Annotated in this window: 24 protein-coding genes; 14 read left to right on the forward strand and 10 right to left on the reverse strand. The window is 59.7% G+C overall.

Features of this window, described 5'->3' with window-relative positions; all coding sequences use genetic code 11:
• Positions 1 to 69: 69 nt before the first annotated feature.
• The 3 genes from AC2GXZ_RS14855 to AC2GXZ_RS14865 form a co-directional block, all read right to left on the reverse strand.
• On the reverse strand, positions 70 to 990 hold the full coding sequence (locus AC2GXZ_RS14855; RefSeq protein WP_483759926.1) for a DMT family transporter: 921 nt from the start codon (positions 988 to 990) through the stop codon (positions 70 to 72).
• Between the two features lie 119 nt (positions 991 to 1,109).
• Positions 1,110 to 2,519 carry a type I glutamate--ammonia ligase gene (glnA, locus tag AC2GXZ_RS14860; protein ID WP_483759927.1) on the reverse strand — a complete coding sequence of 470 codons (1,410 nt, stop codon included), beginning with the start codon at positions 2,517 to 2,519 and terminating at the stop codon, positions 1,110 to 1,112.
• 50 nt (positions 2,520 to 2,569) lie between these two features.
• Complete coding sequence (locus tag AC2GXZ_RS14865; protein ID WP_003515720.1) at positions 2,570 to 2,908, reverse strand: P-II family nitrogen regulator; 339 nt, start codon at positions 2,906 to 2,908, stop codon at positions 2,570 to 2,572.
• A 345-nt stretch (positions 2,909 to 3,253) separates the two neighbouring features.
• Between AC2GXZ_RS14865 and AC2GXZ_RS14870 the strand changes: the two genes are divergently transcribed.
• Positions 3,254 to 4,753 carry an NAD(P)H-hydrate dehydratase gene (locus AC2GXZ_RS14870; RefSeq protein ID WP_483759928.1) on the forward strand — a complete coding sequence of 500 codons (1,500 nt, stop codon included), beginning with the start codon at positions 3,254 to 3,256 and terminating at the stop codon, positions 4,751 to 4,753.
• 106 nt (positions 4,754 to 4,859) lie between these two features.
• On the opposite strand, the gene AC2GXZ_RS14875 is transcribed toward AC2GXZ_RS14870, so the two are convergent.
• Positions 4,860 to 5,669: a DUF72 domain-containing protein gene (locus AC2GXZ_RS14875; RefSeq protein ID WP_483759929.1), complete on the reverse strand. Its 810-nt coding sequence runs from the start codon at positions 5,667 to 5,669 to the stop codon at positions 4,860 to 4,862.
• A 29-nt stretch (positions 5,670 to 5,698) separates the two neighbouring features.
• Positions 5,699 to 8,620, reverse strand: coding sequence for an excinuclease ABC subunit UvrA (gene uvrA, locus AC2GXZ_RS14880; RefSeq protein ID WP_483759930.1), 2,922 nt, complete (start codon positions 8,618 to 8,620; stop codon positions 5,699 to 5,701).
• A gap of 298 nt (positions 8,621 to 8,918) precedes the next feature.
• Here uvrA and AC2GXZ_RS14885 point away from each other — a divergent pair, with 298 nt between their 5' ends.
• Both AC2GXZ_RS14885 and AC2GXZ_RS14890 read left to right on the forward strand, forming a co-directional pair.
• Positions 8,919 to 9,473: a single-stranded DNA-binding protein gene (locus AC2GXZ_RS14885; protein WP_483759931.1), complete on the forward strand. Its 555-nt coding sequence runs from the start codon at positions 8,919 to 8,921 to the stop codon at positions 9,471 to 9,473.
• A gap of 64 nt (positions 9,474 to 9,537) precedes the next feature.
• Positions 9,538 to 9,804 carry a hypothetical protein gene (locus tag AC2GXZ_RS14890; RefSeq protein WP_483759932.1) on the forward strand — a complete coding sequence of 89 codons (267 nt, stop codon included), beginning with the start codon at positions 9,538 to 9,540 and terminating at the stop codon, positions 9,802 to 9,804.
• 20 nt (positions 9,805 to 9,824) lie between these two features.
• Here the strand turns inward: AC2GXZ_RS14890 and AC2GXZ_RS14895 are convergent, their stop codons facing one another.
• The gene (locus AC2GXZ_RS14895; protein WP_483759933.1) at positions 9,825 to 10,973 is read right to left on the reverse strand and encodes an HPP family protein; all 1,149 of its coding nucleotides are present in this window, start codon (positions 10,971 to 10,973) and stop codon (positions 9,825 to 9,827) included.
• 198 nt (positions 10,974 to 11,171) lie between these two features.
• On the reverse strand, positions 11,172 to 11,801 hold the full coding sequence (locus tag AC2GXZ_RS14900; protein ID WP_483759934.1) for a MarC family protein: 630 nt from the start codon (positions 11,799 to 11,801) through the stop codon (positions 11,172 to 11,174).
• A 270-nt stretch (positions 11,802 to 12,071) separates the two neighbouring features.
• On the opposite strand from AC2GXZ_RS14900, the gene gyrA reads away from it, so the two are divergent.
• Positions 12,072 to 14,909 carry a DNA gyrase subunit A gene (gyrA, locus tag AC2GXZ_RS14905; protein ID WP_483759935.1) on the forward strand — a complete coding sequence of 946 codons (2,838 nt, stop codon included), beginning with the start codon at positions 12,072 to 12,074 and terminating at the stop codon, positions 14,907 to 14,909.
• Between the two features lie 377 nt (positions 14,910 to 15,286).
• Here gyrA and AC2GXZ_RS14910 read toward each other — a convergent pair whose 3' ends face one another.
• Positions 15,287 to 15,472, reverse strand: coding sequence for a hypothetical protein (locus AC2GXZ_RS14910; protein WP_483759936.1), 186 nt, complete (start codon positions 15,470 to 15,472; stop codon positions 15,287 to 15,289).
• Positions 15,473 to 15,874: 402 nt separating this feature from the next.
• Between AC2GXZ_RS14910 and coaD the strand changes: the two genes are divergently transcribed.
• The 6 genes from coaD to AC2GXZ_RS14940 all read left to right on the forward strand — a co-directional run bounded on the left by coaD (position 15,875) and on the right by AC2GXZ_RS14940 (position 20,463).
• On the forward strand, positions 15,875 to 16,369 hold the full coding sequence (gene coaD, locus AC2GXZ_RS14915; protein ID WP_483759937.1) for a pantetheine-phosphate adenylyltransferase: 495 nt from the start codon (positions 15,875 to 15,877) through the stop codon (positions 16,367 to 16,369).
• A gap of 26 nt (positions 16,370 to 16,395) precedes the next feature.
• Positions 16,396 to 16,962: a peptidylprolyl isomerase gene (locus tag AC2GXZ_RS14920; protein ID WP_483759938.1), complete on the forward strand. Its 567-nt coding sequence runs from the start codon at positions 16,396 to 16,398 to the stop codon at positions 16,960 to 16,962.
• An 86-nt stretch (positions 16,963 to 17,048) separates the two neighbouring features.
• Entirely contained in the window at positions 17,049 to 17,558 is a 510-nt protein-coding gene (locus tag AC2GXZ_RS14925) for a peptidylprolyl isomerase (RefSeq protein WP_483759939.1), read from the forward strand.
• Positions 17,559 to 17,643: 85 nt separating this feature from the next.
• Complete coding sequence (gene queA / locus AC2GXZ_RS14930) at positions 17,644 to 18,738, forward strand: tRNA preQ1(34) S-adenosylmethionine ribosyltransferase-isomerase QueA (RefSeq protein ID WP_483759940.1); 1,095 nt, start codon at positions 17,644 to 17,646, stop codon at positions 18,736 to 18,738.
• Positions 18,739 to 19,872 (forward strand): tRNA guanosine(34) transglycosylase Tgt, encoded by a 1,134-nt coding sequence (gene tgt, locus AC2GXZ_RS14935; protein WP_483759941.1) that lies wholly within the window; start codon positions 18,739 to 18,741, stop codon positions 19,870 to 19,872.
• Positions 19,873 to 19,887: 15 nt separating this feature from the next.
• The gene (locus AC2GXZ_RS14940; protein WP_483759942.1) at positions 19,888 to 20,463 is read left to right on the forward strand and encodes a regulatory protein RecX; all 576 of its coding nucleotides are present in this window, start codon (positions 19,888 to 19,890) and stop codon (positions 20,461 to 20,463) included.
• Positions 20,464 to 20,476: 13 nt separating this feature from the next.
• On the opposite strand, the gene AC2GXZ_RS14945 is transcribed toward AC2GXZ_RS14940, so the two are convergent.
• Positions 20,477 to 20,902: a DUF4864 domain-containing protein gene (locus AC2GXZ_RS14945; protein ID WP_483759943.1), complete on the reverse strand. Its 426-nt coding sequence runs from the start codon at positions 20,900 to 20,902 to the stop codon at positions 20,477 to 20,479.
• Between the two features lie 197 nt (positions 20,903 to 21,099).
• Between AC2GXZ_RS14945 and AC2GXZ_RS14950 the strand changes: the two genes are divergently transcribed.
• The 3 genes from AC2GXZ_RS14950 to AC2GXZ_RS14960 all read left to right on the forward strand — a co-directional run bounded on the left by AC2GXZ_RS14950 (position 21,100) and on the right by AC2GXZ_RS14960 (position 23,525).
• Positions 21,100 to 22,245, forward strand: coding sequence for an MFS transporter (locus AC2GXZ_RS14950; protein WP_483759944.1), 1,146 nt, complete (start codon positions 21,100 to 21,102; stop codon positions 22,243 to 22,245).
• Between the two features lie 150 nt (positions 22,246 to 22,395).
• Positions 22,396 to 22,980: a J domain-containing protein gene (locus AC2GXZ_RS14955; RefSeq protein ID WP_483759945.1), complete on the forward strand. Its 585-nt coding sequence runs from the start codon at positions 22,396 to 22,398 to the stop codon at positions 22,978 to 22,980.
• A 65-nt stretch (positions 22,981 to 23,045) separates the two neighbouring features.
• Entirely contained in the window at positions 23,046 to 23,525 is a 480-nt protein-coding gene (locus tag AC2GXZ_RS14960) for an N-acetyltransferase family protein (RefSeq protein WP_483759946.1), read from the forward strand.
• Between the two features lie 384 nt (positions 23,526 to 23,909).
• Here AC2GXZ_RS14960 and phnF read toward each other — a convergent pair whose 3' ends face one another.
• A complete protein-coding gene (gene phnF / locus AC2GXZ_RS14965; RefSeq protein ID WP_483759947.1) occupies positions 23,910 to 24,668 on the reverse strand; it encodes a phosphonate metabolism transcriptional regulator PhnF in 759 nt (252 codons plus the stop codon).
• Between the two features lie 237 nt (positions 24,669 to 24,905).
• On the opposite strand from phnF, the gene AC2GXZ_RS14970 reads away from it, so the two are divergent.
• Positions 24,906 to 26,153 (forward strand): extracellular solute-binding protein, encoded by a 1,248-nt coding sequence (locus AC2GXZ_RS14970; protein WP_483759948.1) that lies wholly within the window; start codon positions 24,906 to 24,908, stop codon positions 26,151 to 26,153.

Consider the following 26,153-nt stretch of genomic DNA (forward strand, 5'->3'; position numbering starts at 1 on the left):
CATGTGGGAATGAAAGCCGCAGACATCAAGATGTGGATGTCTGCAGTCCGCTCTCGTCTATTTGCACCGCTATGCATTCCGGCGCTTTTTCAGTGATGCAAGAACCACGCCACCAAGCACCAGAACGATGCCGACCGCGTGATAGGCTTCGAAGCTCTCGTCGAGAAACACCACAGCCATGACGATCGACACCGGTGGCATCAGGTACAGCGTCACCCCGCCGGTTGAGGGGCCGAAGACACGCACCACATGCTGGAAGCAAAAAAAAGCGGCAAGCGATGCAAATGCAATCATCCCGGCGATCTTCCACCAGTCCGACGCGGAGTCGGGCAGCGGACCATTGTTCAGAAACTCGATAACGGTCGGCGGAAGTAGAACGATTGCACCGGAAAGCGCGATAATGCCGAACAGAGCCAGCGGCCTTAATTGCTGTAACGATGAGTTCTTCAATAGGATCGAATAGACGGCAAAGGAGATTGCCGCCGCGAGTATGCCGAGATCGCCGATATTGAACCTCAGATGCAGAAGCGCCGCCGGATCGCCATGCACGACGATCGCGATCACCCCGGCAAAGGCGACGGCCATGCCTGCAATCTCACGCCCGCCGATCGTTCGGCCACCGAACATCCACTGGAACAGGATAATGAACAGCGGCGAGGTGGTATAGATCAGCGTGCCGTTGGCGGCGCTCGTATAGGTCAGCGACCAGTAGACCAGCCCGCCGCAGACCCCCATGCCGAGCCCGCCGAGCAACAGCCAAAGCCAGAAATGGCCGCGCACGAAGGCGATGGCGGGGCGCCGATCGATATAGATGAACGGTAGCATGACAAGGGTCGATCCTGCCCAACGCAGGAAGGCGGTCGTGTAGGGCGCGACGTCGCCGATAATGCCGCGGCCGAAAATGATGTTGCTGGCAAAGAAGATGGGGACGAGGGAAAAAATCAGCCAGTCGACCGGGCCGACCGGTCTTTCAATGGAAGTCGAGGGCATGGCGCACCGAAAATGAAAGGAACTGCGTCGAGGGCATGGATTTGACAACAAAAAACGGCGGGAAAGCCCGCCGTTTTCGAATGCGGAGAAGACCGCATGGCAATATCGAATGCGGCCGGTCAGGCCGAATAATACATATCGAATTCGACAGGGTGAGGCGTCATTTCGTAGCGCATCACTTCGGTCATCTTGAGTTCGATATAGGCATCGATCTGGTCGTCGTCGAACACGCCGCCGGCAGTCAGGAACTTGCGGTCGCGATCAAGGCTTTCGAGCGCTTCGCGAAGGCTTGCGCAGACGGTCGGGATCTTCTTCAACTCCTTCGGCGGAAGGTCATAAAGATCCTTGTCCATCGCCTTTCCGGGATGGATCTTGTTCTTGATACCGTCGAGGCCGGCCATCAGCATGGCGGCAAAACCCAGATAGGGGTTCTGTGCCGGATCGGGGAAACGCACTTCGACGCGCTTTGCCTTCGGGCTGGAGCCGAATGGAATACGGCAGGATGCCGAACGGTTGCGCGCCGAATAGGCGAGCAGAACCGGAGCTTCGTAGCCGGGCACGAGGCGCTTGTAGGAATTCGTCGTTGGGTTGGTGAAGGCGTTGATCGCCTTGGCATGTTTGATGATGCCGCCGATGTAGAAGAGGCAGCTTTCCGACAGGCCTGCATATTCGTCGCCGGCAAAGGTCGGCTTGCCGTCCTTCCAGATCGACTGGTGCACATGCATGCCCGAGCCGTTATCGCCGTAAACCGGCTTCGGCATGAAGGTTGCCGTCTTGCCATAGGCATTGGCGACCTGATGCACGACATATTTATAGATCTGCATCTTGTCGGCGTTGCGCACCAAGGTATCGAACTTGACACCGAGCTCGTGCTGGGCGGAGGCCACCTCGTGGTGATGCTTTTCGACGACGACGCCCATTTCGGTAAGCACGGTCAGCATTTCGGAGCGCATGTCCTGCAGGCTGTCGACCGGCGGAACCGGAAAATAGCCGCCCTTGACGCGCGGACGGTGACCGAGGTTGCCGGTTTCGTAATCGGTGTCGTCGTTGGACGGCAGCTCTGAAGAATCGAGCTTGAAACCGGTATTATACGGGTCGGCCTTGTACTTCACGTCGTCGAACACGAAGAATTCCGGCTCCGGGCCGACAAACACCGTGTCGCCGATACCCGACGCCTTCAGGTAGGCTTCCGCCTTCTTGGCCGTACCGCGAGGGTCGCGGTTATAGGCTTCGCCCGAAATCGGATCGAGGATGTCGCAGAAGACCACCATGGTCGACTGCGCAAAAAACGGGTCCATGTGGACGGTCGCAGGATCCGGCATGAGCACCATGTCGGACTCGTTGATCGCCTTCCAGCCGGCAATCGAGGAACCATCGAACATCACGCCGTCTGCAAACATGTCTTCGTCGACGGCGGAAATATCCATCGTCACGTGCTGCAGCTTGCCGCGTGGGTCGGTAAAGCGAAGGTCAACGAACTTGACGTCGTTTTCCTTGATTTGTTTCATGATTTCGCTTGCGCTCGTCATAACAAGTTCCTCGATTTGAGTGACGATATAAATTGTCACGCCGAGCTGGCTTAGATCGCGTCTACACCCGTTTCGCCTGTGCGGATACGGATGACCTCCTCGACGTTCGACACGAATATCTTGCCGTCGCCAATCCGTCCAGTCTGTGCCGCATTTCGAATGGCTTCGATGACGGCTTCTGCATTCTCGTCTGCAAGAACCACCTCGACCTTTACCTTCGGCAGGAAGTCCACGACATATTCCGCGCCACGATAAAGTTCGGTATGGCCCTTTTGGCGACCAAAGCCCTTGGCTTCGGTAACCGTAATGCCCTGCAGGCCGACTTCCTGAAGGGCTTCCTTCACTTCGTCCAGCTTGAAGGGTTTAATGATCGCTTCGATCTTCTTCATGAGAAACTATCTCTCCGCTTCTCCCCATGCGCGGGTATGAAACCCGCTCGCCCATGCCAATGCAGATATCGTGCCAAACTAATGTTGGACCTTCAAAAGCATATTCTCACTTTGCACGGATTCGCCCCCGTTTCCATGCTCCATCATCGCATTCGGGCCAAGTGTTAAAGGAATTCGATGCGAGATGACGCCGCAGTGCCTAGTTTTATGACAAAAATGCGAAAATTCAGCCAACTGTCTGGCTTGTATTGCGTCGATCAATAAATGTGCAAATGAGCAATATATAGGCTTAATCATTGTTTTGTCTCGGCTTGCGTTTTAGTCCGCCCTGGGCTCAATTGTGCCATGCTTCCTGATCCATCCCCCACCTTGCTGACGCCGGAAGAAATGGCGCATGCCGATCGACTGTCGGTCGAGTCCGGGCTTGTCTCTTTCGATCTGATGATCCGGGCCGGAACAGCCGTCGCGGGCGAAGCGCTGGCCCGCTTCCCAGGCGCTCTACGGTTTGCCGTGTTTTGCGGACCGGGAAACAATGGCGGCGACGGCTATATCGCCGCTGGGGTATTGGCCGAGGCGGGCGCGAATGTCGAGATTTTCGTGCTTGGTGATCCGCTTGCTCTCAAGGACGATGCCGGGTTGGCCTACAAGACATGGGGACAGCGGACGCAACCGCTCGAAAACTATCGGCCAAGCCGGGGCGATGTCGTTGTCGACGCGCTTTTTGGCGCGGGCCTGTCCCGCACGGTCTCCGAAGAGGTGATCCAGGTGATTGCCGTGGTCACCGAGGCGGCATTGCCCGTCCTGGCCGTGGACCTGCCATCGGGCCTTTGCGGGCGAAGCGGCACACCGCTTGGCGCGGCCTTCCATGCCGTCTGCTCCGTCACGTTCATGGCGAGGAAACCCGGTCATCTGCTTTTGCCGGGCCGGTCTCTTTGCGGTGACATCCGCGTCATCGATATCGGCATTCCACAGCGGATCATCAGCACCGCCGCCGGCAAGCTTTGCGAAAACCTGCCAGGTGTCTGGCGCGCGGCACTGCCAAGGGCGGGCGCCGATACGCATAAATACAGGCGGGGCCACCTGGCCGTCTTTTCCGGCGAAGCGACGAAGACCGGGGCAGCAAGGCTTGCGGCATTTGCCGGGCTGAAAAGCGGGGCAGGGCTGGTGACCCTGGCCGCTCCCGCCGATGCCATGGATGAAAATGCCACGCATCTGACCGCCGTGATGCTGAAGGCGGTTGATGTCGGGACGGATCTGGAAGCATGGCTGGAGGACGCGCGTCTATCCGCCTTCGTGCTTGGCCCCGGATTTGGAATTGGCGAGAAAGCCCGGCAGTTCGCGTTCGCTTTGCGCAACCGGGCGCTCGTTCTCGATGCCGATGGCATATCCTCCTTCAAGGCTGACCCGGCAGCGCTGTTTGACGCCTTCTCGCAGGGCGAGACACATCTGGTGCTGACACCGCACGAGGGGGAGTTCGCGCGCCTCTTCCCGGATCTGGCCGCAGACAGCCGCCTGGGCAAGGTTGAAAAGGCAGTGAGGGCGGCCGAACGGGCACATGCCGCGATCGTCTACAAGGGTGCGGACACGGTGATTGCGTCCCCCGATGGCCGAGCCGCTATTAACACCAACGGTCCGCCATGGCTGGCGACCGCCGGTTCGGGAGACGTTCTGGCAGGGATGATCGGCGCGTTGCTGGCACAGGGCATGCCCGCCTTCGAGGCCGCATCAGCCGGCGTCTATCTCCACGGAGAAGCGGCAAATCTTGCGGGCCCGGGCATGACGGCGGAAGACCTTGCAGGATATGCCGGCAAGGCAATGGCGAGAGTTATGGCCAAACAGAGCTAGCGCATGTCTCCCGAATGTGGTCACCGGTTTCGGGATAAGGACATGCGCAAGAACAAGGCGCCAAAGCACGGAAAGCAAATCTGAACGATCGCGACGTGCTTTTGTTTTAGCGCCCGCCGACCAGTTCCTGCATGGCGATGGCGCCCTGCGGCGCATTGACCTTGCCTTCATGGATAAAGAAGGCAAAGACGTCACGCGGTACCTTTTCGACCTTGCGGCCATCATCGAGCAGCGGCAGGTCATCGACAACCTTGCCTTCGGCCCAGGTCTTGAGCCGCCTCGCCCATGACGTCATATCGTCATCGGCATAACAGGTCGCGATATCGTCCGACCCTTTTTGCAGCCGGGCATAGACGAAATCAGCCGTCACATCCGCGATCATCGGATAGTCGAAATGTTCGGCGCAAACCGGAGCGACCTTGTACTTCTCAAGCAGCGCCACGAATTCCGGCACCTTGAAACTGTCATGGCGGACCTCCACCACATGACGGAGCAGCAGGCCTTCCAGTTTTTCCGGCAAGAGCCTGAGAAATGCTTCGAAATCCTCCGGTTCGAATTTCTTCGTCGGAGCGAACTGCCAGAGCAAAGGGCCAAGATGCGGCCCGAGCTCGGTGATCCCCTGAGCGAGGAACTTGTCGATGGATTCGCCCGCATCCGCCAGAACCTTGCGGTTGGTGGTGTACCGGCTGGCCTTCAGCGAGAAGATGAAGCCCTCCGGAACCTCGGAAGCCCATTTGGCGAAAGTCTCGGGCTTTTGCGAACCGTAATAGGTGCCGTTGACCTCTATGACGGAAAGCTTGCCGGCCGCATATTCGAGCTGCCGCTTTTTCGCGAGCTTGTCGGGATAGAACGTGCCTTCCCAGGGCTCGAAGGTCCAGCCGCCTATGCCGGTGCGGATCGTGCCACTCATGCTCATCTTGCCCTCCAATAAAACGAGCCGCGGCCTTATTCCGCCGCTTCCACCTTCTTCACCGGCCGCCGTTCCAGAAGCTCCTTGAGGAAATGTCCGGTATAGGACCGCTTTTCCTTGACGATCTGCTCCGGCGTGCCTTGGGCGACGATCTCGCCGCCGCCCGTGCCGCCCTCAGGACCGATATCGATGACCCAGTCAGCCGTCTTGATGACTTCCAGATTGTGCTCAATGACAACGACGGAATTACCCTGGTTGACCAGTTCGTGCAGCATTTCGAGAAGTTTTGCGACGTCGTGGAAATGCAGGCCGGTGGTCGGCTCGTCGAGGATGTAAAGCGTTCGTCCGGTCGCGCGCTTCGACAATTCCTTGGCGAGCTTGACGCGCTGGGCCTCGCCGCCGGACAGCGTATTGGCCTGCTGGCCGACCTTGATATACCCGAGACCGACATCGAACAGCGACTGCAGCTTGTCGCGTACGGCCGGCACGGCCGAGAAGAACTCGACGCCTTCCTCGACCGTCATGTCCAGCACGTCGGCGATCGACTTGCCCTTGAAATGCACGTCGAGCGTCTCGCGGTTGTAGCGCTTGCCGTGGCAGACGTCGCAGGTGACATAGACATCCGGCAGAAAGTGCATCTCGATCTTGATGACGCCGTCGCCCTGACAGGCCTCGCAACGGCCGCCCTTGACGTTGAACGAGAAGCGGCCGGGCGCATAACCCCGCGCCTTGGCTTCTGGCAGGCCGGCGAACCAGTCGCGGATCGGCGTGAAGGCGCCGGTATAGGTGGCCGGGTTGGAACGCGGCGTGCGGCCGATCGGCGACTGGTCGATATCGATCACCTTGTCGATATGCTCGAAACCGTCGATCCGGTCGTGTTCCGCCGGGATCTCGCGGGCGCCCATGACGCGCCGCGCTGCAGACTTGTAGAGCGTCTCGATCAGGAAGGTCGACTTGCCGCCACCCGATACGCCGGTGACGGCCGTGAACACGCCGAGCGGCACTGCCGCCGTGACATTCTTCAGGTTGTTGCCCCGCGCGCCGAAAACCTTGATTTCCTTGCCCTTCTTCGGCTTGCGGCGCTCAGAAGGCACGGCGACGCCAAGCTCGCCCGACAGGTATTTACCAGTTAGTGACTTCGGGTTGGCCATGACCTGTTGCGGCGTACCCTCTGCCACGACGGTGCCGCCATGGATGCCCGCGGCCGGGCCGATGTCGACAACATAGTCGGCGGTCAGGATCGCATCCTCGTCATGTTCGACGACAATCACGGTATTGCCGATGTCGCGCAGGTGTTTGAGCGTCTCCAGCAGGCGGGCATTGTCGCGCTGGTGCAGGCCGATCGACGGTTCGTCGAGCACATAAAGAACCCCGGTGAGACCGGAGCCGATCTGCGAGGCGAGCCGGATACGCTGGCTTTCGCCGCCCGACAGGGTGCCGGAATTGCGCGACAGGCTGAGATAATCGAGCCCGACATCGTTGAGGAACTGCAGACGCTCGCGGATTTCCTTGAGAATCCGGACGGCAATCTCGTTCTGCTTGGCATTCAGGTGTTCCGGCAGGGCCGAAAACCAGTCACGCGCCAACTTGATCGACATCTCGGTGGTCTGGCCGATATGCAGCTTGTTGATCTTGACGGCCAGCGCCTCGGGCTTCAGCCGGTAACCGGCGCAGGCGGGGCAGGGGGCGGCCGACATGTAACGCTCTATTTCCTCGCGCGCCCATGCACTGTCGGTTTCCTTCCAGCGCCGTTCGAGATTGGGCACGATGCCCTCGAACGTCTTCACCGTCTTGTAGGAGCGGGCGCCATCCGCGTAGTTGAACTCGATCTTTTCCTCGGTGCCTTGAAGGATCGCGGTTTGGGCATCGCTGGAAAGCTTGTCCCAGCGATCGGACAGCTTGAACCCGAACACGTTGCCAAGCCCTTCTAGCGTCTGGTTGTAATAGGGCGACGAGGACTTGGCCCAGGGCGCGATCGCGCCGTCGCGCAGCGTGCGCTGGGGCTCGGGGATGATCAGGTTCTGGTCAACCTTCTGCTGCGAGCCGAGACCGTCGCAGGTCGGGCAGGCGCCGAACGGATTGTTGAACGAAAAGAGCCGCGGCTCGATTTCCGGAATGGTGAAGCCGGAGACAGGGCAGGCGAATTTTTCCGAAAACAGCACCCGCTCGTGGGTTTCGTTGAGCGACTTGTTGGCCGAGCCACCGGCCGCCGTTTCGTTGGCGGGCAGCGGCTTGTCGGCGAATTCGGCAACGGCGAGGCCATCGGCAAGTTTCAGCGATGTCTCGAGACTGTCTGCAAGGCGCGCACCGATATCGGAACGCACCACCAGACGGTCGACCACCACATCGATGTCATGCTTGTATTTCTTGTCGAGCGCCGGCACGTCGGCGATCTCGTAGAACTGGCCATCAACCTTGACGCGCTGAAAGCCCTTTTTCATCAGTTCTGCGAGTTCCTTCTTGTACTCGCCCTTGCGGCCGCGGATCATCGGCGCGAGGATATAGAGACGCGTGCCTTCCTCGAAGGCGAGCACCCGGTCGACCATCTGGCTGACCGTCTGGCTTTCGATCGGCAGTCCGGTGGCTGGCGAGTAGGGAACGCCGACACGCGCAAACAGCAGGCGCATGTAATCATAAATCTCGGTAACCGTGCCCACCGTCGAGCGCGGATTACGCGACGTCGTTTTCTGCTCGATCGAGATCGCCGGCGACAGGCCGTCGATCTGGTCTACATCGGGCTTCTGCATCATCTCCAGGAACTGCCGGGCATAAGCCGACAGGCTCTCGACATAACGCCGCTGGCCTTCCGCATAGATCGTGTCGAAGGCAAGCGACGACTTGCCCGATCCGGAAAGGCCGGTCATCACGATCAGCGAATTGCGGGGCAGGTCGAGATCGATGCCCTTCAAATTGTGCTCGCGCGCACCACGTATGGAAATGGTCTTGAGTTCGCTCATCGTCATGCCTTTGGAGGCCCGTTTGGGAGGGTTGAAGGCCCTTATGTAGTCATTGATGTCAGCCTGTCGAGGCGAAACTGCCACGATTGCCAGTCGTTCCGACTCCGTTGACAGCACTATAGGAATAAAATAGAACAAATAAAGAACAAAATGAATGAAAGCCGATTGTCGGTCGGATTGGGGATTTTTTGCCTGTGGATTAATGGCGGCGAGGTCGCGTCCGGCCCGGCCTATGGTCTAAGGTGCGCCCACAGTTTTTGCAGCTGCCGGACAGGCGGCCCAGTAAGGTGAGAAGATTATGGCAGGTAGCGTCAACAAGGTCATCCTGGTCGGCAACGTCGGAGCGGATCCGGAAATCCGCCGCACCCAGGATGGTCGCCCGATTGCCAACCTTCGCATTGCCACGTCTGAAAGCTGGCGCGACCGCAATTCCGGCGAGCGCCGCGAAAAGACCGAATGGCACACGGTCGTGGTTTTCAACGAAGGCCTCTGCAAGGTCGTCGAACAATATGTGAAGAAGGGCGCCAAGCTCTATATCGAAGGTGCGTTGCAGACCCGCAAGTGGCAGGACCAGACCGGCAACGACCGTTATTCGACGGAAATCGTGCTGCAGGGCTTCAACTCGACGCTGACCATGCTTGATGGACGCGGCGAGGGCGGCGGTGCCTCTGGCGGCCGTGGCGGTTCGAGCGATTTCGGCGGTGGCGGTGACGATTATGGTAGCGGCGGCGACTACGACCGTCCGCGCGGCAATCAGGGTGGCGACAGGGCGGGCGGTCAGTCCGGACGTGGTGGCAGCCAGACATCGGGCGGAAACTTCTCCCGCGACCTCGATGACGACATCCCGTTCTGATCCGAAAGGCGCCGTGAGGCGCCTTTTTCATATCTATAGCGGATTGTCACGATGAGGAATTTCCATGAGCGAACCTGTCGGCGACCAGAAGCAACCCGCCACCTGGCGGATCGTGCTGGCAGCGATCCTCGATTTTTTCACCATCTTCTGGGCAGCAGGGTTTTTCGTCGCGTCGATTTTCGGGGGACGCACCGAAAACGGTTTTGCGCTGAATGGCGCCCCCGCATTGTTGTTCTTCGTGTTGATCGTCGCCTATTTCATCGTCTTCAACAAATTTCTCGGCGGCACGATCTGGAAGCGGATCCTGAAGGCCAAGCGCACTGATCGCTAGCTCAGATCGGGCTTAATTCGTCACTTCTCGTCGGCATCGGCAAGCATGGCGACCATGACATCCGACTGGGAAAGAATACCCGCCATTTGATTGCTGGCGTCGACGACTGGCAGATAGTGCAGGTTCTGTTCCGCAAACATGATGATCGCCTCGACCAACGGCGCTTCGGGGCGGATCGTCTTGACCGGCGTCGTCATGATATTCTCGACCGTATCGGACGGTGCAGCGGCACCGCGAAGGGCAAGGCGCAGCCGTTGACGAAAACCGATACCAGGTCGACCTCTGGTCCATAGGGGCTTGTCGAGAAAATCCGTCTGGGTGACGATACCGACAATTTCTGCGGCATCGTTGGTTACGGGCAGGGCCTTCACGTGATGGCTGCGCATGAGTTGAAGCGCTTGGCTGAGCGACTGATGGGGCGAGGCGGCAATCACATCGCGCGACATGATATCGGCGCAGGTCAGGTGACCGGCCCGGCGCCGGTATGAACGCAATTCGGTGCGCCGCAGGATTGTTTCCAGATCGTCGCGGTCGATGTCGAGCACCTGATCATATTCCTTCAGGACATCGTCGAGGTCCTCGGAACGGAAACTGATACGCTGTATCGGAGCGGCATCACTGGTGCCGTGGTCGACAGTCGCCGGCTTCGTGCGATGCGGATAGGCGCGGCCCGTCGTGTTGTTGAAGATCAGCGCAAGAGCAAGCAACGCCAGCGAATTTCCCAGCACGGGCCACAGGACAAAGCCGTAGCCGAGATCGTGAATTGCCGACCCTCCGAGCACCGCAGTGAGCGCAATGGCACCGCTTGGCGGATGCAGGCAGCGAAACGTCATCATCAATCCGATGGCAATCCCGATGGAAAGGGCGGCCGCGATGAACGGATCGGGGATGAACAGCAGAACCGTAACGCCGACAATCGCCGAGATCGTGTTGCCACCAAGGATCGACCAGGGCTGGGCAAGCGGGCTGGCGGGCACGGCAAAAAGCAGCACTGCCGAAGCGCCCATCGGCGCGATGAGTGCGGGCAGGGCAGGCGTAGCGCCCACCGCAAGGCTGCCGATGAAGCCGGTCAGCAGAATACCGGCAAGCGCACCGATCGAAGCGCGCACACGCTCCTTCGCACTGACCGGCGGAGTATCCGGAACAAGCCGGCGCAGCACAGATCGCATCGATATCCCTCCGGTTCACGGATCGCCGCGCTCGACTGAATGAGCGCATACCGCGCGCTTCTAGCAGGATGCGCTGATTTGTCTTTCATCAAAATACGTACGGGGCATAGGATTGTTTTCCCGGCCATCATGCCGCGATGAGTTCATATCCGCTGCTGCCTGGAGGGCCGGCACTTTCCGGCCTGCGCTCTGTGATTTTTACAGATTGAATGCCGAGCGAACGCCATCGACGACGAACTGGACGGAAAGCGCCGCCAGAAGCACCCCAAGAAGCCGTGTGAGGATGGCGCGGCCGGTAACGCCCAGGAACCGGTCCAGCTTTTCCGCCAGGAGCAGTGTCAGATAGAGCAGAACCATCATCAGTACCAGGATGCCGATCAGCAAGACGCGGTCGAAAGCGGTAGTGAAGCTGCCGGCGAGCAGTACGGTGGCCGAGATCGCGCCCGGCCCGGCAATCAGCGGTATCGCCAGCGGGAAGACGGCAAGGTCTCGCAGATGGTCGATGGTGATTGCCGTTTTCGACGTTTTCTCCTTGCGCTCCTGCCGCCGCTCGAAAACCATCTCGAAGGATATCCAGAACAGCAGCAACCCTCCGGCGATGCGGAAGGCACCCATCGATATGCCGAGAAGGCCAAGCACGCCCGCGCCGAAAAGCGCAAACACCGCCAGAATGCCGAAGGCGATCACCGAACCGCGCAGAGCCACCTGGCGACGCTGCGCCGCCGTCATTCCGACTGTCAGCCCGAGAAAGACCGGCGCAAGACCAGGCGGGTCGAGCGTCACCAGCATCGTGGTCATCGCGTTGATCAGCGCATCGGCAGTCGCCATATTGTGGTCTCCGGCTGCCGGGTTCCTTGCGAACTCGACGGATGATTGTTAGGACGGTGCACCATACAGAGCGCATGAGCATGCTCTAGCACTTTAAACGGGCAAGCGAAGTCGGCAAAAGTCGGGGTCGCGGACCTGATGCACGGCTATCGACAAAATATTGCCGGGAACGGCGTCAAAAGCTGTTCACAACCCTTGGCGAAATTGGCGTACGGAACCGCTATCCGCTATAAAAAAGCAACTGATTCCGTTGAGAGATCGTGATCCGTTTTGACTGAGCAAAGCACACCCGGCGGCGGAAAGCTGCCTCCCGGCATCGAACCTATTTCCATCGTCGAAGAGATGCAGCGGTCCTACCTCGATTACGCCATGAGCGTGATCGTCAGCCGCGCCCTTCCCGATGTTCGCGACGGCCTGAAGCCGGTGCATCGTCGCATCCTGTACGGCATGTCGGAACTTGGCATCGACTGGAACAAGAAATACGTCAAATGCGCCCGTGTTACCGGGGACGTGATGGGTAAATACCATCCGCACGGCAACTCCGCGATTTACGATGCGCTGGCGCGCATGGCGCAGGATTGGTCGCTGAGACTGCCCTTGATCGATGGTCAGGGCAATTTCGGCTCGATCGACGGCGATCCGCCGGCGGCCGAGCGTTATACCGAATGTCGCCTTGAAAAAGCTGCACATTCGCTGCTCGACGACCTCGACAAGGAAACTGTCGATTTCCGCGACAACTACGACGGCACGCTGTCGGAGCCGGTCGTTGTTCCGGCAAAATTCCCAAACCTGCTGGTCAACGGCGCAGGCGGCATCGCCGTCGGTATGGCGACCAATATTCCGCCGCACAACCTCATCGAAGTCATCAACGGTTGCATCGCGCTGATCGACAATCCGGCGATCGATCTGCCGGAAATGATGGAGATCATTCCCGGTCCGGACTTTCCGACCGGCGCCATGATCCTTGGCAAGAACGGCATCCGCACGGCCTATGAGACCGGCCGAGGTTCGGTCATGATGCGTGGCGTTGCCACTGTCGAGCCGATGCGCGGCGACCGCGAGCAGATCATCGTCACCGAAGTTCCCTATCAGGTGAACAAGGCAACGATGATCGAGAAGATGGCTGAACTGGTCAAGGAAAAGCGAATCGAGGGCATTTCCGACCTGCGCGACGAGAGTGACCGACAGGGCTATCGCGTCGTCATCGAGCTGAAGCGCGATGCCAATGCCGATGTCATCCTCAACCAGCTTTACCGTTACACGCCATTGCAGACGTCCTTCGGCTGCAACATGGTGGCGCTGAACGGCGGTAAACCGGAACAGCTGACGCTGCTCGACATGCTGCGCGCCTTCGTGTCTTTCCGCGAGGAAGTCATCAGCCGCCGCACGAAATACCTGCTGCGCAAGGCCCGTGATCGTGCCCATGTGTTGGTTGGTCTTGCTATTGCCGTCGCCAATATCGACGAAGTCATCGCCCTGATCCGCCGTGCGCCCGATCCGGCGACTGCCCGCGAGCAGTTGATGACCCGTCGCTGGCCGGCCCACGACGTCGAGACGCTGATCCGCCTGATCGACGATCCGCGCCACAAGATCAACGAGGACGCCACCTACAATCTTTCCGAAGAGCAGGCGCGCGCCATCCTTGAACTGCGTCTTGCCCGCCTGACGGCACTCGGCCGCGATGAAATCGCCGACGAGTTGAACAAGATCGGTGCCGAGATTTCGGATTACCTCGACATCCTGTCGTCGCGCCTCCGTATCCAGACGCTGGTCAAGGAAGAACTCGCTGCCGTTCGCGACGAGTTCGGCACGCCGCGCCGCACCGTCATCATGGATGCCGGCCTCGACATGGACGACGAGGACCTCATCGCCCGCGAGGACATGGTCGTCACGGTCTCGCATCTCGGTTACATCAAGCGCGTGCCGCTCGCCACCTATCGCGCCCAGCGTCGCGGCGGCAAGGGCCGGTCCGGCATGGCGACACGCGACGAGGATTTCGTCTCCCGCCTGTTCGTCGTCAACACCCACACACCGGTGCTGTTCTTCTCCTCGCGTGGCATCGTCTACAAGGAAAAGGTCTGGCGCCTGCCGATCGGCACGCCGCAATCGCGCGGCAAGGCACTGATCAACATGCTGCCGCTGGAAGCCGGCGAGCGGATTACCACCATCATGCCGCTGCCCGAGGATGAAAACTCCTGGGAAAACCTCGATGTGATGTTCGCAACGACCCGCGGTACGGTTCGCCGCAACAAGCTGTCGGACTTCGTTCAGGTCAACCGCAACGGCAAGATCGCCATGAAGCTTGAGGAAGAGGGTGACGAAATCCTCTCCGTCGAGACCTGCACGGCACCGAACCCGGATATCGGCATCCCCGGCGACGACGTACTTCTGACCACGGCACTCGGGCAGGCGATCCGCTTCCCGGTCGATGAGGTCCGCGTTTTTGCCGGCCGCAACTCGATCGGCGTGCGCGGCATCAATCTCGGCGACGGCGACCGCATCATCTCGATGACGATCGTCAGCCATGTCGATGCCGAGCCATGGGAACGCGCCGCCTATCTGAAGCGCTCTGCCACCGAGCGGCGCGCTGCCGGCGTCGATGAAGAGGATATCGCTCTCGTCGGCGAGGAAGTCACCGAAGAGGGACAGCTGACAGACGAGCGTTACGAGGATCTGAAGGCACGCGAGCAGTTTGTCCTGACGGTCTCTGAAAAGGGCTACGGGAAGCGGTCCTCTTCCTACGACTTCCGTACATCCGGTCGAGGCGGCAAGGGCATCCGTGCCACCGATACCTCGAAAACGGCGGAGATCGGCGAACTGGTTGCCGCTTTCCCGATCGACGAAGCCGACCAGATCATGCTCGTCTCCAATGGTGGCGTGCTGATCCGTGTTCCGGTCGGCGGTATTCGCATCGCCAGCCGCGCCACCAAGGGCGTGACCATCTTCTCAACCGCCAAGGACGAAAAGGTCGTGTCTGTCGAACGGATCAGCGAGCCGGAAAATGACGACGAGAGCGGCGTCGAGGGTGAGGACATCACCACGACCGAAAACGGTGCGGCTGCACCGGATCAGGGCGAGGCGCCGGAAGGTGACGATAGCGGCGCGTAAGGCGCGCCGCTTATCTTTCCTACCCACCGGCCATAAACGATGGCCGGAAAAAATTGATCCTGCTCGACGCGGCATCCATGCAATACGAAAAAAGCCCGGAGAACTTTGTTCTCCGGGCTTTTGAATTTTGTTCAATCTGCCGTTTTTATTTGCCACCTGAACCTTAGGGGTTCTGCGACCGGACGGAAACCGGATGCGGTCCCGGCTTAGCCGATCACTGGGAACGACCTAGACTGTGGGAAAATTATCTAACCATACGCTGACTGCGGATTGTCGAAAAAACGGTCGCCAATCTTGCCGAGTGTCGCGCTGCCTATAAAAGCTGCGCGCAAATTAGTCATGCGTGAACGGGCATTCGCTGGGTGGCGAACCTGATCCTAGTAGTAGGAAACGTCCTGGTAACGGCCGGTAACCTGCTGATAGTTGTTTGACGCTTCGTGGGTGTTGGACCTGTCCTGATAAAGGGTGACCGTTGCCGTCAGCATCACGGCGATCATCGACGTCCAGACGAGATTGATCATCGTGACCTTGTCGAGCATCATCGGGTTCCGCTTGGAAAACATATCCACATTCCTTCTCGTTTGCCTGAATGCGCCGGGCGCTCACAGGTTTTCACCGCATGTTGAGAGAAATTTAACTGAACGGCTCTGAAGCGACCCTGAAGGGCTCGTTCATCTGGCGTTCAGGTTTCTCCGCCTCAGAGATCGTCCTGGCCAAGGGCGCAGAGCAGTCCTTCAAGCATGAGCGATGCGAAAACGGCTGCAATGACCATAAGAACCAGCATTTCGTCTCTCCATCTCCGGACAGGACATCCTGCCACTGTCTGCAGTTAAGCAAAGCGCGGCTGAAACGACCTTGAATGGACCGTTCATATTGCATTCACGGCCTTGGAAAGTGGCTCGACCCTTGCGAAAAAAGGGCCGACGTGACAAAAGGCGCAGGAATTTCAACCGGCCGGCTAACGTATGACGACTGCTTTTTATCCCGGTTCCTTCGATCCGATGACCAACGGGCATCTCGACGTGCTCGTGCAGGCGCTTAATGTCGCCGACCATGTGATCGTTGCGATCGGCGTGCATCCGGGCAAGACGCCGCTCTTTTCCTTCGAGGAGCGCGCCGAACTGATCCGTGCCTCCCTCAGCCAAGTGCTGCCGGAAAAGGCTGCCGATATCGATGTTGTTTCCTTCGACAAGCTTGTGGTCGACGCTGCACGCGCCAATGGCGCAAGGCTTTTGATCCGCGGGCTTCGTGATGGCACCGATCTCGATTATGAAATGCAGATGGCCGGCATGAACCGACAGATGGCGCCGGATGTGCAGACGGTGTTCCTGCCGGCGGGTACCGCGTCGCGGCCCATAACCGCCACATTGGTCCGGCAGATCGCAGCCATGGGCGGAGACGTTTCGGCCTTCGTGCCGGCCCCGGTGCTTGCCGCCCTGAAAACGAGATTCGACCGTTGATCCGGTCAGAAAAACGGAGTTTCAAAATGAAGTTGCTTCACCTTGCCTTTGCCGGTCTTACGGCCTTCGCCTCGATGGCGGTCTCGGCCCATGCCGACGATCTCCTGACCATCCAGTTGAAGGACGGCCCGGTCGTCATCAAGCTCGCGCCGGAAGTCGCCCCGAAGCACGTCGCTCAGATTGAGGCGCTGGCCGCCAAGGGCGAGTATGACAACGTCGTCTTCCACCGCGTCATCGACGGCTTCATGGCCCAGACCGGAGATGTCGAATTCGGCAAGCAGGGCGGCGCGAAGTTCAACCCGCAGCGCGCCGGCATGGGTGGCTCGGAAATGCCCGATATTCCGGCCGAGTTTTCCAAGACACCGTTCGAGCGTGGTGTGGTCGGCATGGCTCGGTCCAGCGATCCGAATTCCGCCAACTCGCAATTTTTCATCATGTTCACCAAATATCCAAGCCTCGACGGCCAGTACACGGTCGTCGGCAAGGTCGTGTCCGGCATGGAATTCGTCGACAAGATCAAGCGCGGTAGCGGTGGTAATGGCGAAGTCAGCAATCCCGACAAGATGATCAAGGTCACCGCCACGAAGAAGTGACGGCCAGCAAGACGTAAAGGCGCCTCGGCGCCGATTTTTCGAACCAAAGAAGAGCCTTACAAAGGCGCCAACCAGGAGAGACGCACATGGCGGAGATCAAGGATCCCGAGAACACCCTCATCATGGAAACCACCAAGGGCAAGGTCGTGATCTCGCTTCTGCCGGACCTCGCTCCGGGCCACGTTGCCCGCATCAAGGAACTGGCTCGCGAAGAAGCCTATGACGGTGTGGTCTTCCACCGTGTCATCCCCGATTTCATGGCACAGACCGGCGACGTCAAGTTCGGCAAGAAGGGTGGCGACAGCTTCAACCCGTCGCGTGCCGGCATGGGCGGTTCCGACAAGCCGGACCTGAAGGCTGAGTTCTCGGCAGTACCGCACGTTCGCGGCACCTGCTCCATGGCCCGTTCGCAGAACCCGAACTCGGCCAACTCGCAGTTCTTCATCTGCTTCACCGATTCTCCCTGGCTCAACAAACAGTATTCTGTCTGGGGCCAGGTTATCGAAGGCATGGAAATTATCGACCTGATCAAGAAGGGCGAACCGGTCCAGGATCCGGATTCGATCGTTTCGGTCCGCGTCGCAGCCGACGTCTGATCAGACCGTCTGCCTTTGGCCCGCTCCGTCCTTTAAAAGGCGGGGCGGGCTTACGCATTTCAAGAACAGGCCTTTAAATTACGCCATGCGTGTCGAACTTTTCGATTTTGATCTGCCGGAAGAAAACATCGCGCTGCGGCCGGCAAACCCGCGCGACAGCGCGCGCTTTCTCGTCGTGCGCCCGCAGGCCGATCCGCGGCTTGCCGATCATCGCGTTTCGGAACTGGCGGATTTTCTGAAACCCGGCGATGCGCTGGTGTTCAACGACACCAAGGTCATTCCGGCGCAACTCGAGGGCATTCGTCATCGCGACGGGGCGGGCGAGGGAGCGAAGGGACAGCAGGTCTCGGCGACGCTGCATATGCGCACGGCAGCCGACGTCTGGAAGGCCTTTGCCAAGCCCGGCAAGCGTATCAAGATCGGCGATCGCATCGAATTTGGTCACTCATCGGAGACATGCGAGCTCGGTTCGCTGATGGCAACCGTCGAGGAAAAAGGCGAGGTCGGTGAAGTGACGCTCCGCTTCGACCTCTCCGGTCCCGTGCTCGACGAGGCGATCATGTCCGTCGGCCATATCCCGCTGCCGCCTTACATCGCCGCCAAGCGCGCCGAGGACGAGCATGACCGGCAGGACTACCAGACCATTTATGCCCGCGAGGACGGTGCTGTCGCCGCCCCGACCGCCGGCCTGCATTTCACGCCCGATCTTTTTGCAAAACTCGATGCCGCCGGCATCGAACGGCATTTCGTCACCCTGCATGTCGGCGCGGGAACATTCCTGCCGATGAAGGTGGACGACACAGTCGATCACAAGATGCATCAGGAGATCGGTCACGTCAGCGCCGAAACGGCCGAAAGGCTCAACGCGGTAAAGGCGAGGGGCGGGCGCATAATCTGCGTCGGCACGACCTCGCTGAGGCTGATCGAAAGCGCCTCATCGGATGACGGCCAGATCCAGCCCTGGAGCGGTGCCACCGGCATCTTCATCACGCCCGGCTATCGCTTCAAGGCGGTGGACATGCTGATGACCAATTTCCACCTGCCGAAATCCACACTGTTCATGCTCGTCTCGGCCTTTTGCGGCCTTGAGGTGATGCAGGACGCCTATAGCCATGCCATTCAGACGGGCTATCGCTTTTATTCCTACGGCGATTCCAGCCTGCTTTTCCGGAAAGACTAAATGAGCACCGAGACATTCCAGTTCACCCTGAAAAAGACCGATGGCGGCGCCCGTCTTGGCGAAGTCTCGATGCCCAGAGGCACGATCCGCACCCCGGCCTTCATGCCGGTCGGCACGGTCGGTACCGTCAAGGCCATGTATCTCGATCAGGTGCGTGATACCGGCGCCGACATCATCCTCGGCAATACCTATCACCTGATGTTGCGCCCTGGTGCCGAACGCGTCGCCCGCCTCGGCGGACTACACAAGCTGATCCGCTGGGAACACCCGATCCTAACGGATTCGGGCGGTTTCCAGGTCATGTCGCTGTCGGGCCTGCGCAAGCTCGACGAAAAGGGCGTCACCTTCAAGAGCCATATCGACGGCTCGTTGCACCACATGTCGCCGGAACGCTCGATCGAGATCCAGGGGCTTCTGGGATCGGACATCCAGATGCAGCTCGACGAATGCGTGGCGCTGCCTGCTGAACCGCGGGAAATCGAGCGCGCCATGGAAATGTCGCTGCGTTGGGCCGAGCGCTGCCGCGTCGCTTTCGGCGAACAGCCGGGCAAGGCGATGTTCGGAATCGTCCAGGGCGGCGACCAGCCGGCCTTGCGCATCCGCTCGGCGGAAGGGCTGAAACAGCTGGATCTCAAGGGTTATGCGGTCGGCGGTCTGGCGGTCGGCGAGCCGCAGGATGTCATGCTCTCCATGCTCGACACGACCCTGCCGGTCCTGCCGACGGAAAAGCCGCGTTACCTGATGGGCGTCGGCACGCCGGACGACATGCTCAAATCGGTTGCCCGCGGCATCGACATGTTCGACTGCGTCATGCCGACCCGCTCGGGCCGTCACGGTCTGGCCTTCACCCGTCGCGGCAAGGTAAACCTGCGCAATGCCCGCCATGCGGAGGATATGCGCCCCCTGGACGAGGAATCGGATTGCCCGGCCGCCCGCGATTATTCGCGCGCTTACCTGCACCACCTCTGCCGTGCCGACGAAGCCTTGGGCGGCATGTTGCTGTCGTGGAACAACCTGCACTATTATCAGGACCTGATGAAGGGCATCCGCAAGGCGATCGAGGAAGGTCGTTTCGCCGATTTCTACGCCGAAACCCAGGAAGCCTGGGCAAAGGGCGATATCGACAAGCTCTGAGGCGTTTACACGGTTATGAGCGGAGACGGCGGAGAGGAGCAGGCGGGGGATCTGGGTGCCGGCGTGACCGCTCGCATGCTGAACTGGGCGCGCAATTCCACCCTCTACCGGCTGTCGCGCCGGATGATGTCGGAACGTGAACTGGCCGATGCCATCAGGCGCAAGGCGAAACAGAAGTTCGAGGATATTTCCGAAGACGAACTGCAGGTGCTGGTGACGACCGCACTCGAATGCGGTCGTGGTCTCGGCTGCCTGGACGACAGGAATTATGCCGAAACCAAGGTTCGCTCCGGCGTCAGGACCGGCCGCTCGCGGCGGATGCTGCAACGCAAGCTGCATGAGAAGGGTATCGATGCGGAGACAGCTGCAACAGCCCTTGAGGATGTCGACGATATCCAAGCTGCGCTCGCTTATGCGAGGCGGCGTGGTTTTGGCCCCTATCGGCGCGAGACGGCCGACGACAAGAGAATGATCCGGGAGTTATCGTCACTGGCCCGCAATGGCTTCAGCCACGATGTCTCCCGCCGGGTCATCTCACTGGGCCGGGACGAGGCGGACGAGATGATGTCGAATTCAGCTATGCTTCCTTGAATGCAAAGGTTCGTCAGATCCCCTGGCTCGCGGTATTTGGCATCATCCGCACGCCGTTGACCTTGTAGGAACCGTCATTCATCAGCCGCATCTCGTAGATGGCGGTCCAGTCCTTGCCCTCTTTGGCGCTGATCATCACCTCCTGCAGCACCATCTCGCCGCCGCCGACCAGTTTTGAACGGCCGAATGCATAATTGCCGGCGTGATAGACCGGCTCGTAGTTCTTCTGCACCATCGTCAAAAAGGTATTCTTGTCGGGGAAAAGACTGCGGATATCGGGCGATGCATAGGAATAGGCCTTATCCGCATCGTCGGACATCATCGCCTCGATCTGGCCGGAAATCACGGCCTGCGCTTGCGCAACAGGATCCTCGGCATGGAGGAGAGGGGGAGATACAAGCACCAGGGAAGCAACAAGGGAGGCAAAGCGAGCGGCCATCAGACGTTCTCCAGCGAGGAAATAGAATGGTAGCGCAATTATTTCTGCTGAAAAGATGGGCGCGTCGATTTTTTCGGCAATGTCTGCCCGCGCGCTTCCCGTCACGGATCATGCAGGGCAGGGTCCCGCCATTGCCGCTTGTGGCGACGGAAGCCTTTTGCGACCAATGGAAAACCCGATTCGCCCGGATGCCCCAGATGACACTGCTGCCACCGGCTTTGCTCTATTTCAGCAATGCCATCCTCTTCATTTCGCTGTTCACCCGTCTTCCCTCCATCCAGGAGGCGATGCAGATCGACAAGGCGGTGCTTGGTCTGACCCTGCTGAGCGCTCCCGCGGGCACTTTTCTGGCGCTGCCGCTTGCCGGGCGGATCACGGATCGCCTGACGCCGCGGTTGACCGCCGTGATCATGCTGCCGGTCTGTGCCCTGCTGACCCCGCTTCTAACCGTCCTGCCGCTAACGGGTTTCGTTGTTTGCTTTTTCCTTTTCGGTTTTTTCCGCACGATTTTCGACGTTTCCGCCAACATGATTTCGGCGGGCATCGAAAACCGCACCGGGGTAAAGGTTCTGTCGCGCAGTCACGGATTTTGGTCCGTCGGTCTTCTGGTGGGCTCGCTGGCATCCGGCTTCTTGGCGCAGGAGGGGATCTCGCCGACGGTCCAGCAGGTTCTGGCGGCGGGGCTTGCAATCCTTGCCTGCCTGACGGTCTTCCTGCTGACCCCGGCAGACCCGCCGGCGGTGCCGGTGGTCAAACGGCACTCAGCCTATGTCATGCCCGACCGGACCATCATTCTGATCTGTGTCATGGTTCTGGGCCTCTGCGTCGTCGAAGGCGCGGTTTATGACTGGGGCATCTTCTTCCTGCGCGAGGAGCTGGGTGCCGATCCGGCGCTGGCTGGCATGTTGTACGCAGCCTTCACCATCGGCATGGGCGCCACCCGCATGGCAGGCGACACATTGCGCGACCGTCTCGGCGCGGTGGCGCTTATCCGCATCTCGGCGGTGGTCGTCGCCTTTGGCATCGTCCTGTTGATCTCCACGCCGTCCTATATGTTGGCAGGCACCGCGCTTTTCCTTATCGGTTGCGGCATAGCACTCGCATTTCCTCTTGCAGTCGCCACAACGATCGCGCTCGGCAAGGGGCAGCCGTCGGAAAATCTTGCCGCACTGGCGCTGACGCTGATGTTGTCGACGATCGGCGTGCCACCGCTTCTCGGTTTCGTCGCCGAACATGTAAGCCTTGCCGCCACCTTCCTGGTGCTGTTGCCCTGCGTGCTCGTCAGCTTCCTGATGGCGCCGGTCGCCGAGGGAAAACGGCCGTTCCGGCTGGACCGACGATAGTTGTGTGAAACGGGGCGAGGGGCCGGCAACGCGTCGCCGTTTGCCCCCAATTGGCCATAAGAATGCGTCAGGTCTTGGACCTTCGGGGTTGAGCCTCGCGGCCTTAGCCTTTACCACTAGCGATGACATGCCGAAGACAGGTGACGCTCCTTGATCGACCCCTATGAAATCCTGGGCCTTTCGCGCGACGCGGACAGCGCGGCCATCAAATCCGCCTATCGCAAGCGCGTGAAATCCGCCCATCCCGATGCCGGTGGCGATGCGGAGCTTTTCGGTGATCTGAAACTCGCCTACGAATTGCTGGTCGATCCGGTGCGCCGCAAGGTATTCGACGATACCGGCTATGATCCGGACATCGCCGATACCAAGGATCTGCAGGGCCTGGTCATTCTGGAAATGCTGGTCAACGAGATGATCCTCGACGAGCGCGAGCCAGGTTCGTTCGATCCCGTTGCCTCGATGCGCCGCAAGCTGACCGATCGTATCGTTACCGCTCGCTTTCATATTCTCGAGATGGAGCGGCACCGCGCCCGCATCCGCAACCACATGGACCGCATGGGCCGCAAGCCAGGAACCGACGTGCTAGGCCGGATGCTCAAGGCGCGCTGTGACACGATCGGCGAGGCGATCTCCAAATCCGAAACGGAGATCAAGACGATCGAACAGGCCTATGTCATGCTCGAAGGCTATGCCTATGAACTGGAGATCGCCGACGTGAAGGATGCGGCCGAGTAGCACGCCGCAACCAGACCCAGCGGCCGTCTTCAGGCCGCTTCCTGTATGTATTCCGGAGATCATTGATGTCGCTCACTATTCGCCCGGCGGTCCGCGAGGATTCCGCCACGCTGCTCGGTTTCATCCGCGAATTGGCGATCTATGAAAACGCCGAGCATGAGGTTGCCGCCACCATCGAAACCATCGAGATATCGATCTTCGGTCCCCAGTCGGTGACCAGCGCTCTGGTCTGCGAACGCGACGGGCAGGCGATCGGCATGGCGATCTGGTTCTTCAACTATTCTACCTGGCAGGCCCGCAACGGGCTTTACCTCGAGGACCTTTATGTGACGCCAAACGCTCGCGGCGCCGGCGCTGGCAAGGCCTTGCTGAAACGGCTCGCCCAAATCGCACTGGAAAATGGCTGCGGCCGTTTCGAATGGAGCGTGCTCGACTGGAACGAGCCTGCGATCAAGGTTTACGACGCGATCGGCGCCGAACCGCAGAACGAATGGATCAGGTATCGGCTCACCGGTGACGCGCTGCGGGAATTCGCCGAAGGATGAGGGTGACGATGTTGATGCGTCCTGACATCGTCTTTGTTGCATTCGAAAATAGACCCCACTTCGGCTACATACAAAGATCGCATAAGATAGATTATGGAACTTACGGATGACCGCAATCATTAGCTGATTGGCAGGATCGGGTTGCGGCGCGTCGGAACCGCTTTATTCTGTTGAAAGTTCTCTTGATGCGGTTTCGATCCTTATTGGCTTGGAAGTCCCAAGGCAGGCGGATTGTTCCGCTTGACCTCTGGGCAGATTGGGAAGCGGCCGCAGGGCTAAATAAATGGCGAAACGAATTGGCAAAGATACCCCGGCCATCGCCGGCGGACCGCTCGACGTGGACCGCAATTGAGATCCATAGCCAGGCCATCTTGTCGAAATGACTTAAAACTCTTGATTTCGCGCCAGCGCATCAAGCAATTGGCTCGTATTGTCGATCGAAAACTGCACTCTCTCTCCCGGCCAGATCGTCTCCGAATAGGCGATCGGCGTTCCCTTCATGTCGACATCGACCTTTTTCAGCGCAATCACCGGCAGCGACATGGCCTGGTCGAGCTGCCGCGCCTCCTCGGCGGTCGGCATACGCACGATGATATCCGTCCTCAGGCGGATATAGTCGGGAACCCCATATTCAGCGAAAATCACCGAAATGCTGCGGCCGTCGCGCCGCGCATCATCGAAGCCGGGAAAGCGACGGACGGGGTAAAAGGCATTCGAAAAATTGATCGGCTCATCGTCGGCAAAACCGCGACGAACGATGTGATAGACGGGTTCCCCTTGCGGCAGGCGCAAGGCCTCTGCAACCATATTGGGCGCAGCAATCAATTCCTCACGTACCGCCTGCCCTAGAGGCTCGCGCCCCTGCTCCAGCAGGTTCTGTGAAAATCGTGTGCGTTCCGACAGTCGGTAATCGAGGCGGCCTTCACGGACGAACGTGCCACGCCCCTGCTCCACCTGCACCAGGCCGCGGCTTTCCAGATTGGAGATCGCCCTGCGGATCGAATGACGACCGACGCCGAAGCGCTCCATCAGATCCGCCTCCTTGGGGAGCTGGGTTTTCGGAGACAGGCGGCCGGTCAGGATATCACCGGCGAGATCCTCCTCAACCTGCTGCCACTGTCCGTGTACCGATTTTCCCGTCATTCCCATCATCCGATTCTTTTTATGTGATCTTTGGATCATTCGAATGTCCGAAACCTACCCGGCTATGGTGTCGCAATCAAGTGATACACCCAGATACCTGTCATAAACCCGTCAGATAACACGCTTATCGCTGACCCGGACCGAGACGCGCAGAACGACATTCACACGCCTGTCACTGACGCCTCCTAAGAAAACATCCGAATATTTTTACTTTCATCCGAATATCTGGAGTGACAGATGGTGAATATCAATCGTCGGCAATTCGTGGCCGGAGCAACAGTGGCGATCGGCGCGAGCATGGCCTTCACGGATTCTGCTCGCTCCGCCGATGCGACAATCGAGGTCTCGAGCACCTGGGGTTCGGACAAGCCGTTCCAGAAGGTCGTCGACGCCTTCAACGCCAGGAAAACTGGCGTGACCGTCGTCAACCGCTTCGACGGCGACTACGAAACCGCGACGGCCAAGGCTGTCGCCAGCGTGGCCGCCGGCCGCCCGCCGGCGATGATGATCACCGGCTGGAAGTTCGGCTATTTTGCCAAGCGCACGCTCGGCGCCCGCGATCTGCGCGAGATCAATGCCGCCAAGGCGGACGCAATCATCGGCAACTTCCGGTCGTCTGTGCATCCGCTGGTGACGATCGACGGTTCGCTAATCGGCCTTCCCTGGGCGATGTCCACGCCGATCACCTTCATCAACAGCGAATTGTGGAAGGCTGCCGGCCTCGATCCCAATCTTCCCGAGACGATCGACAGTGCATGGCTGTACGAGAATGCCCGCAAGCTCGACGCGGCGCTGAAGGGCAAGCATCCGACGTATCGCTCGGCGCTGGCGCTATCCAACAACGAATGGACCAGCCAGTCCTTCATCCAGAATGCCGGTGGTTACATCATCGACCCGGCCGGCAAGCTCGCACTCAACAGCGCCGAATCGATCGCCGGCATGACGGAATATTGCAAGCCGGCTTTCGATGGCCTGTGGACGCCGGTTAGCGCCAAGGAACAGGATGCCGCATTCGAGGCCGGTGCCCTCGCCATCTGCACGACCAGTTCGACCCGTGCCGTCACCTTCCCGCTTGGTGCCGCCAAGGCGATCACCACCAAGTTCCCGGGCATGCCGGGCCACGCCCGCAACATGAACAGCGGCGGCAACTTCCTCGCCGTCTACACGAAGAACAAGGAACAGGCCGAAGCCTCGCTCGCCTTCCTGGAATTCTGCGCATCGAAAGAAGGCCAGACGATCTGGTCGCAGGTCGGTTACCTCAACACCTCGGTCCATGATGTGCCGCTGATCAACGACTTCATGAAACCGGCGGCTGCCCAGCTCGCAGACGGCCTGACGGCGGAAACCATCTGGCCCGGCAAGCGTGGCCTCGAAGGTCAGGATGTCTGGCGCAAGTGGGTTTCGCGCATGCTGCTCAAGGAAGCCACCGTTGCCGATGGTATCAAGGGCGCGCATGACGAACTGGCGGCGCTGGTCGCGGCCTGA

The sequence above is a fragment of the Aliirhizobium sp. YIM B11859 genome (assembly GCF_057163345.1).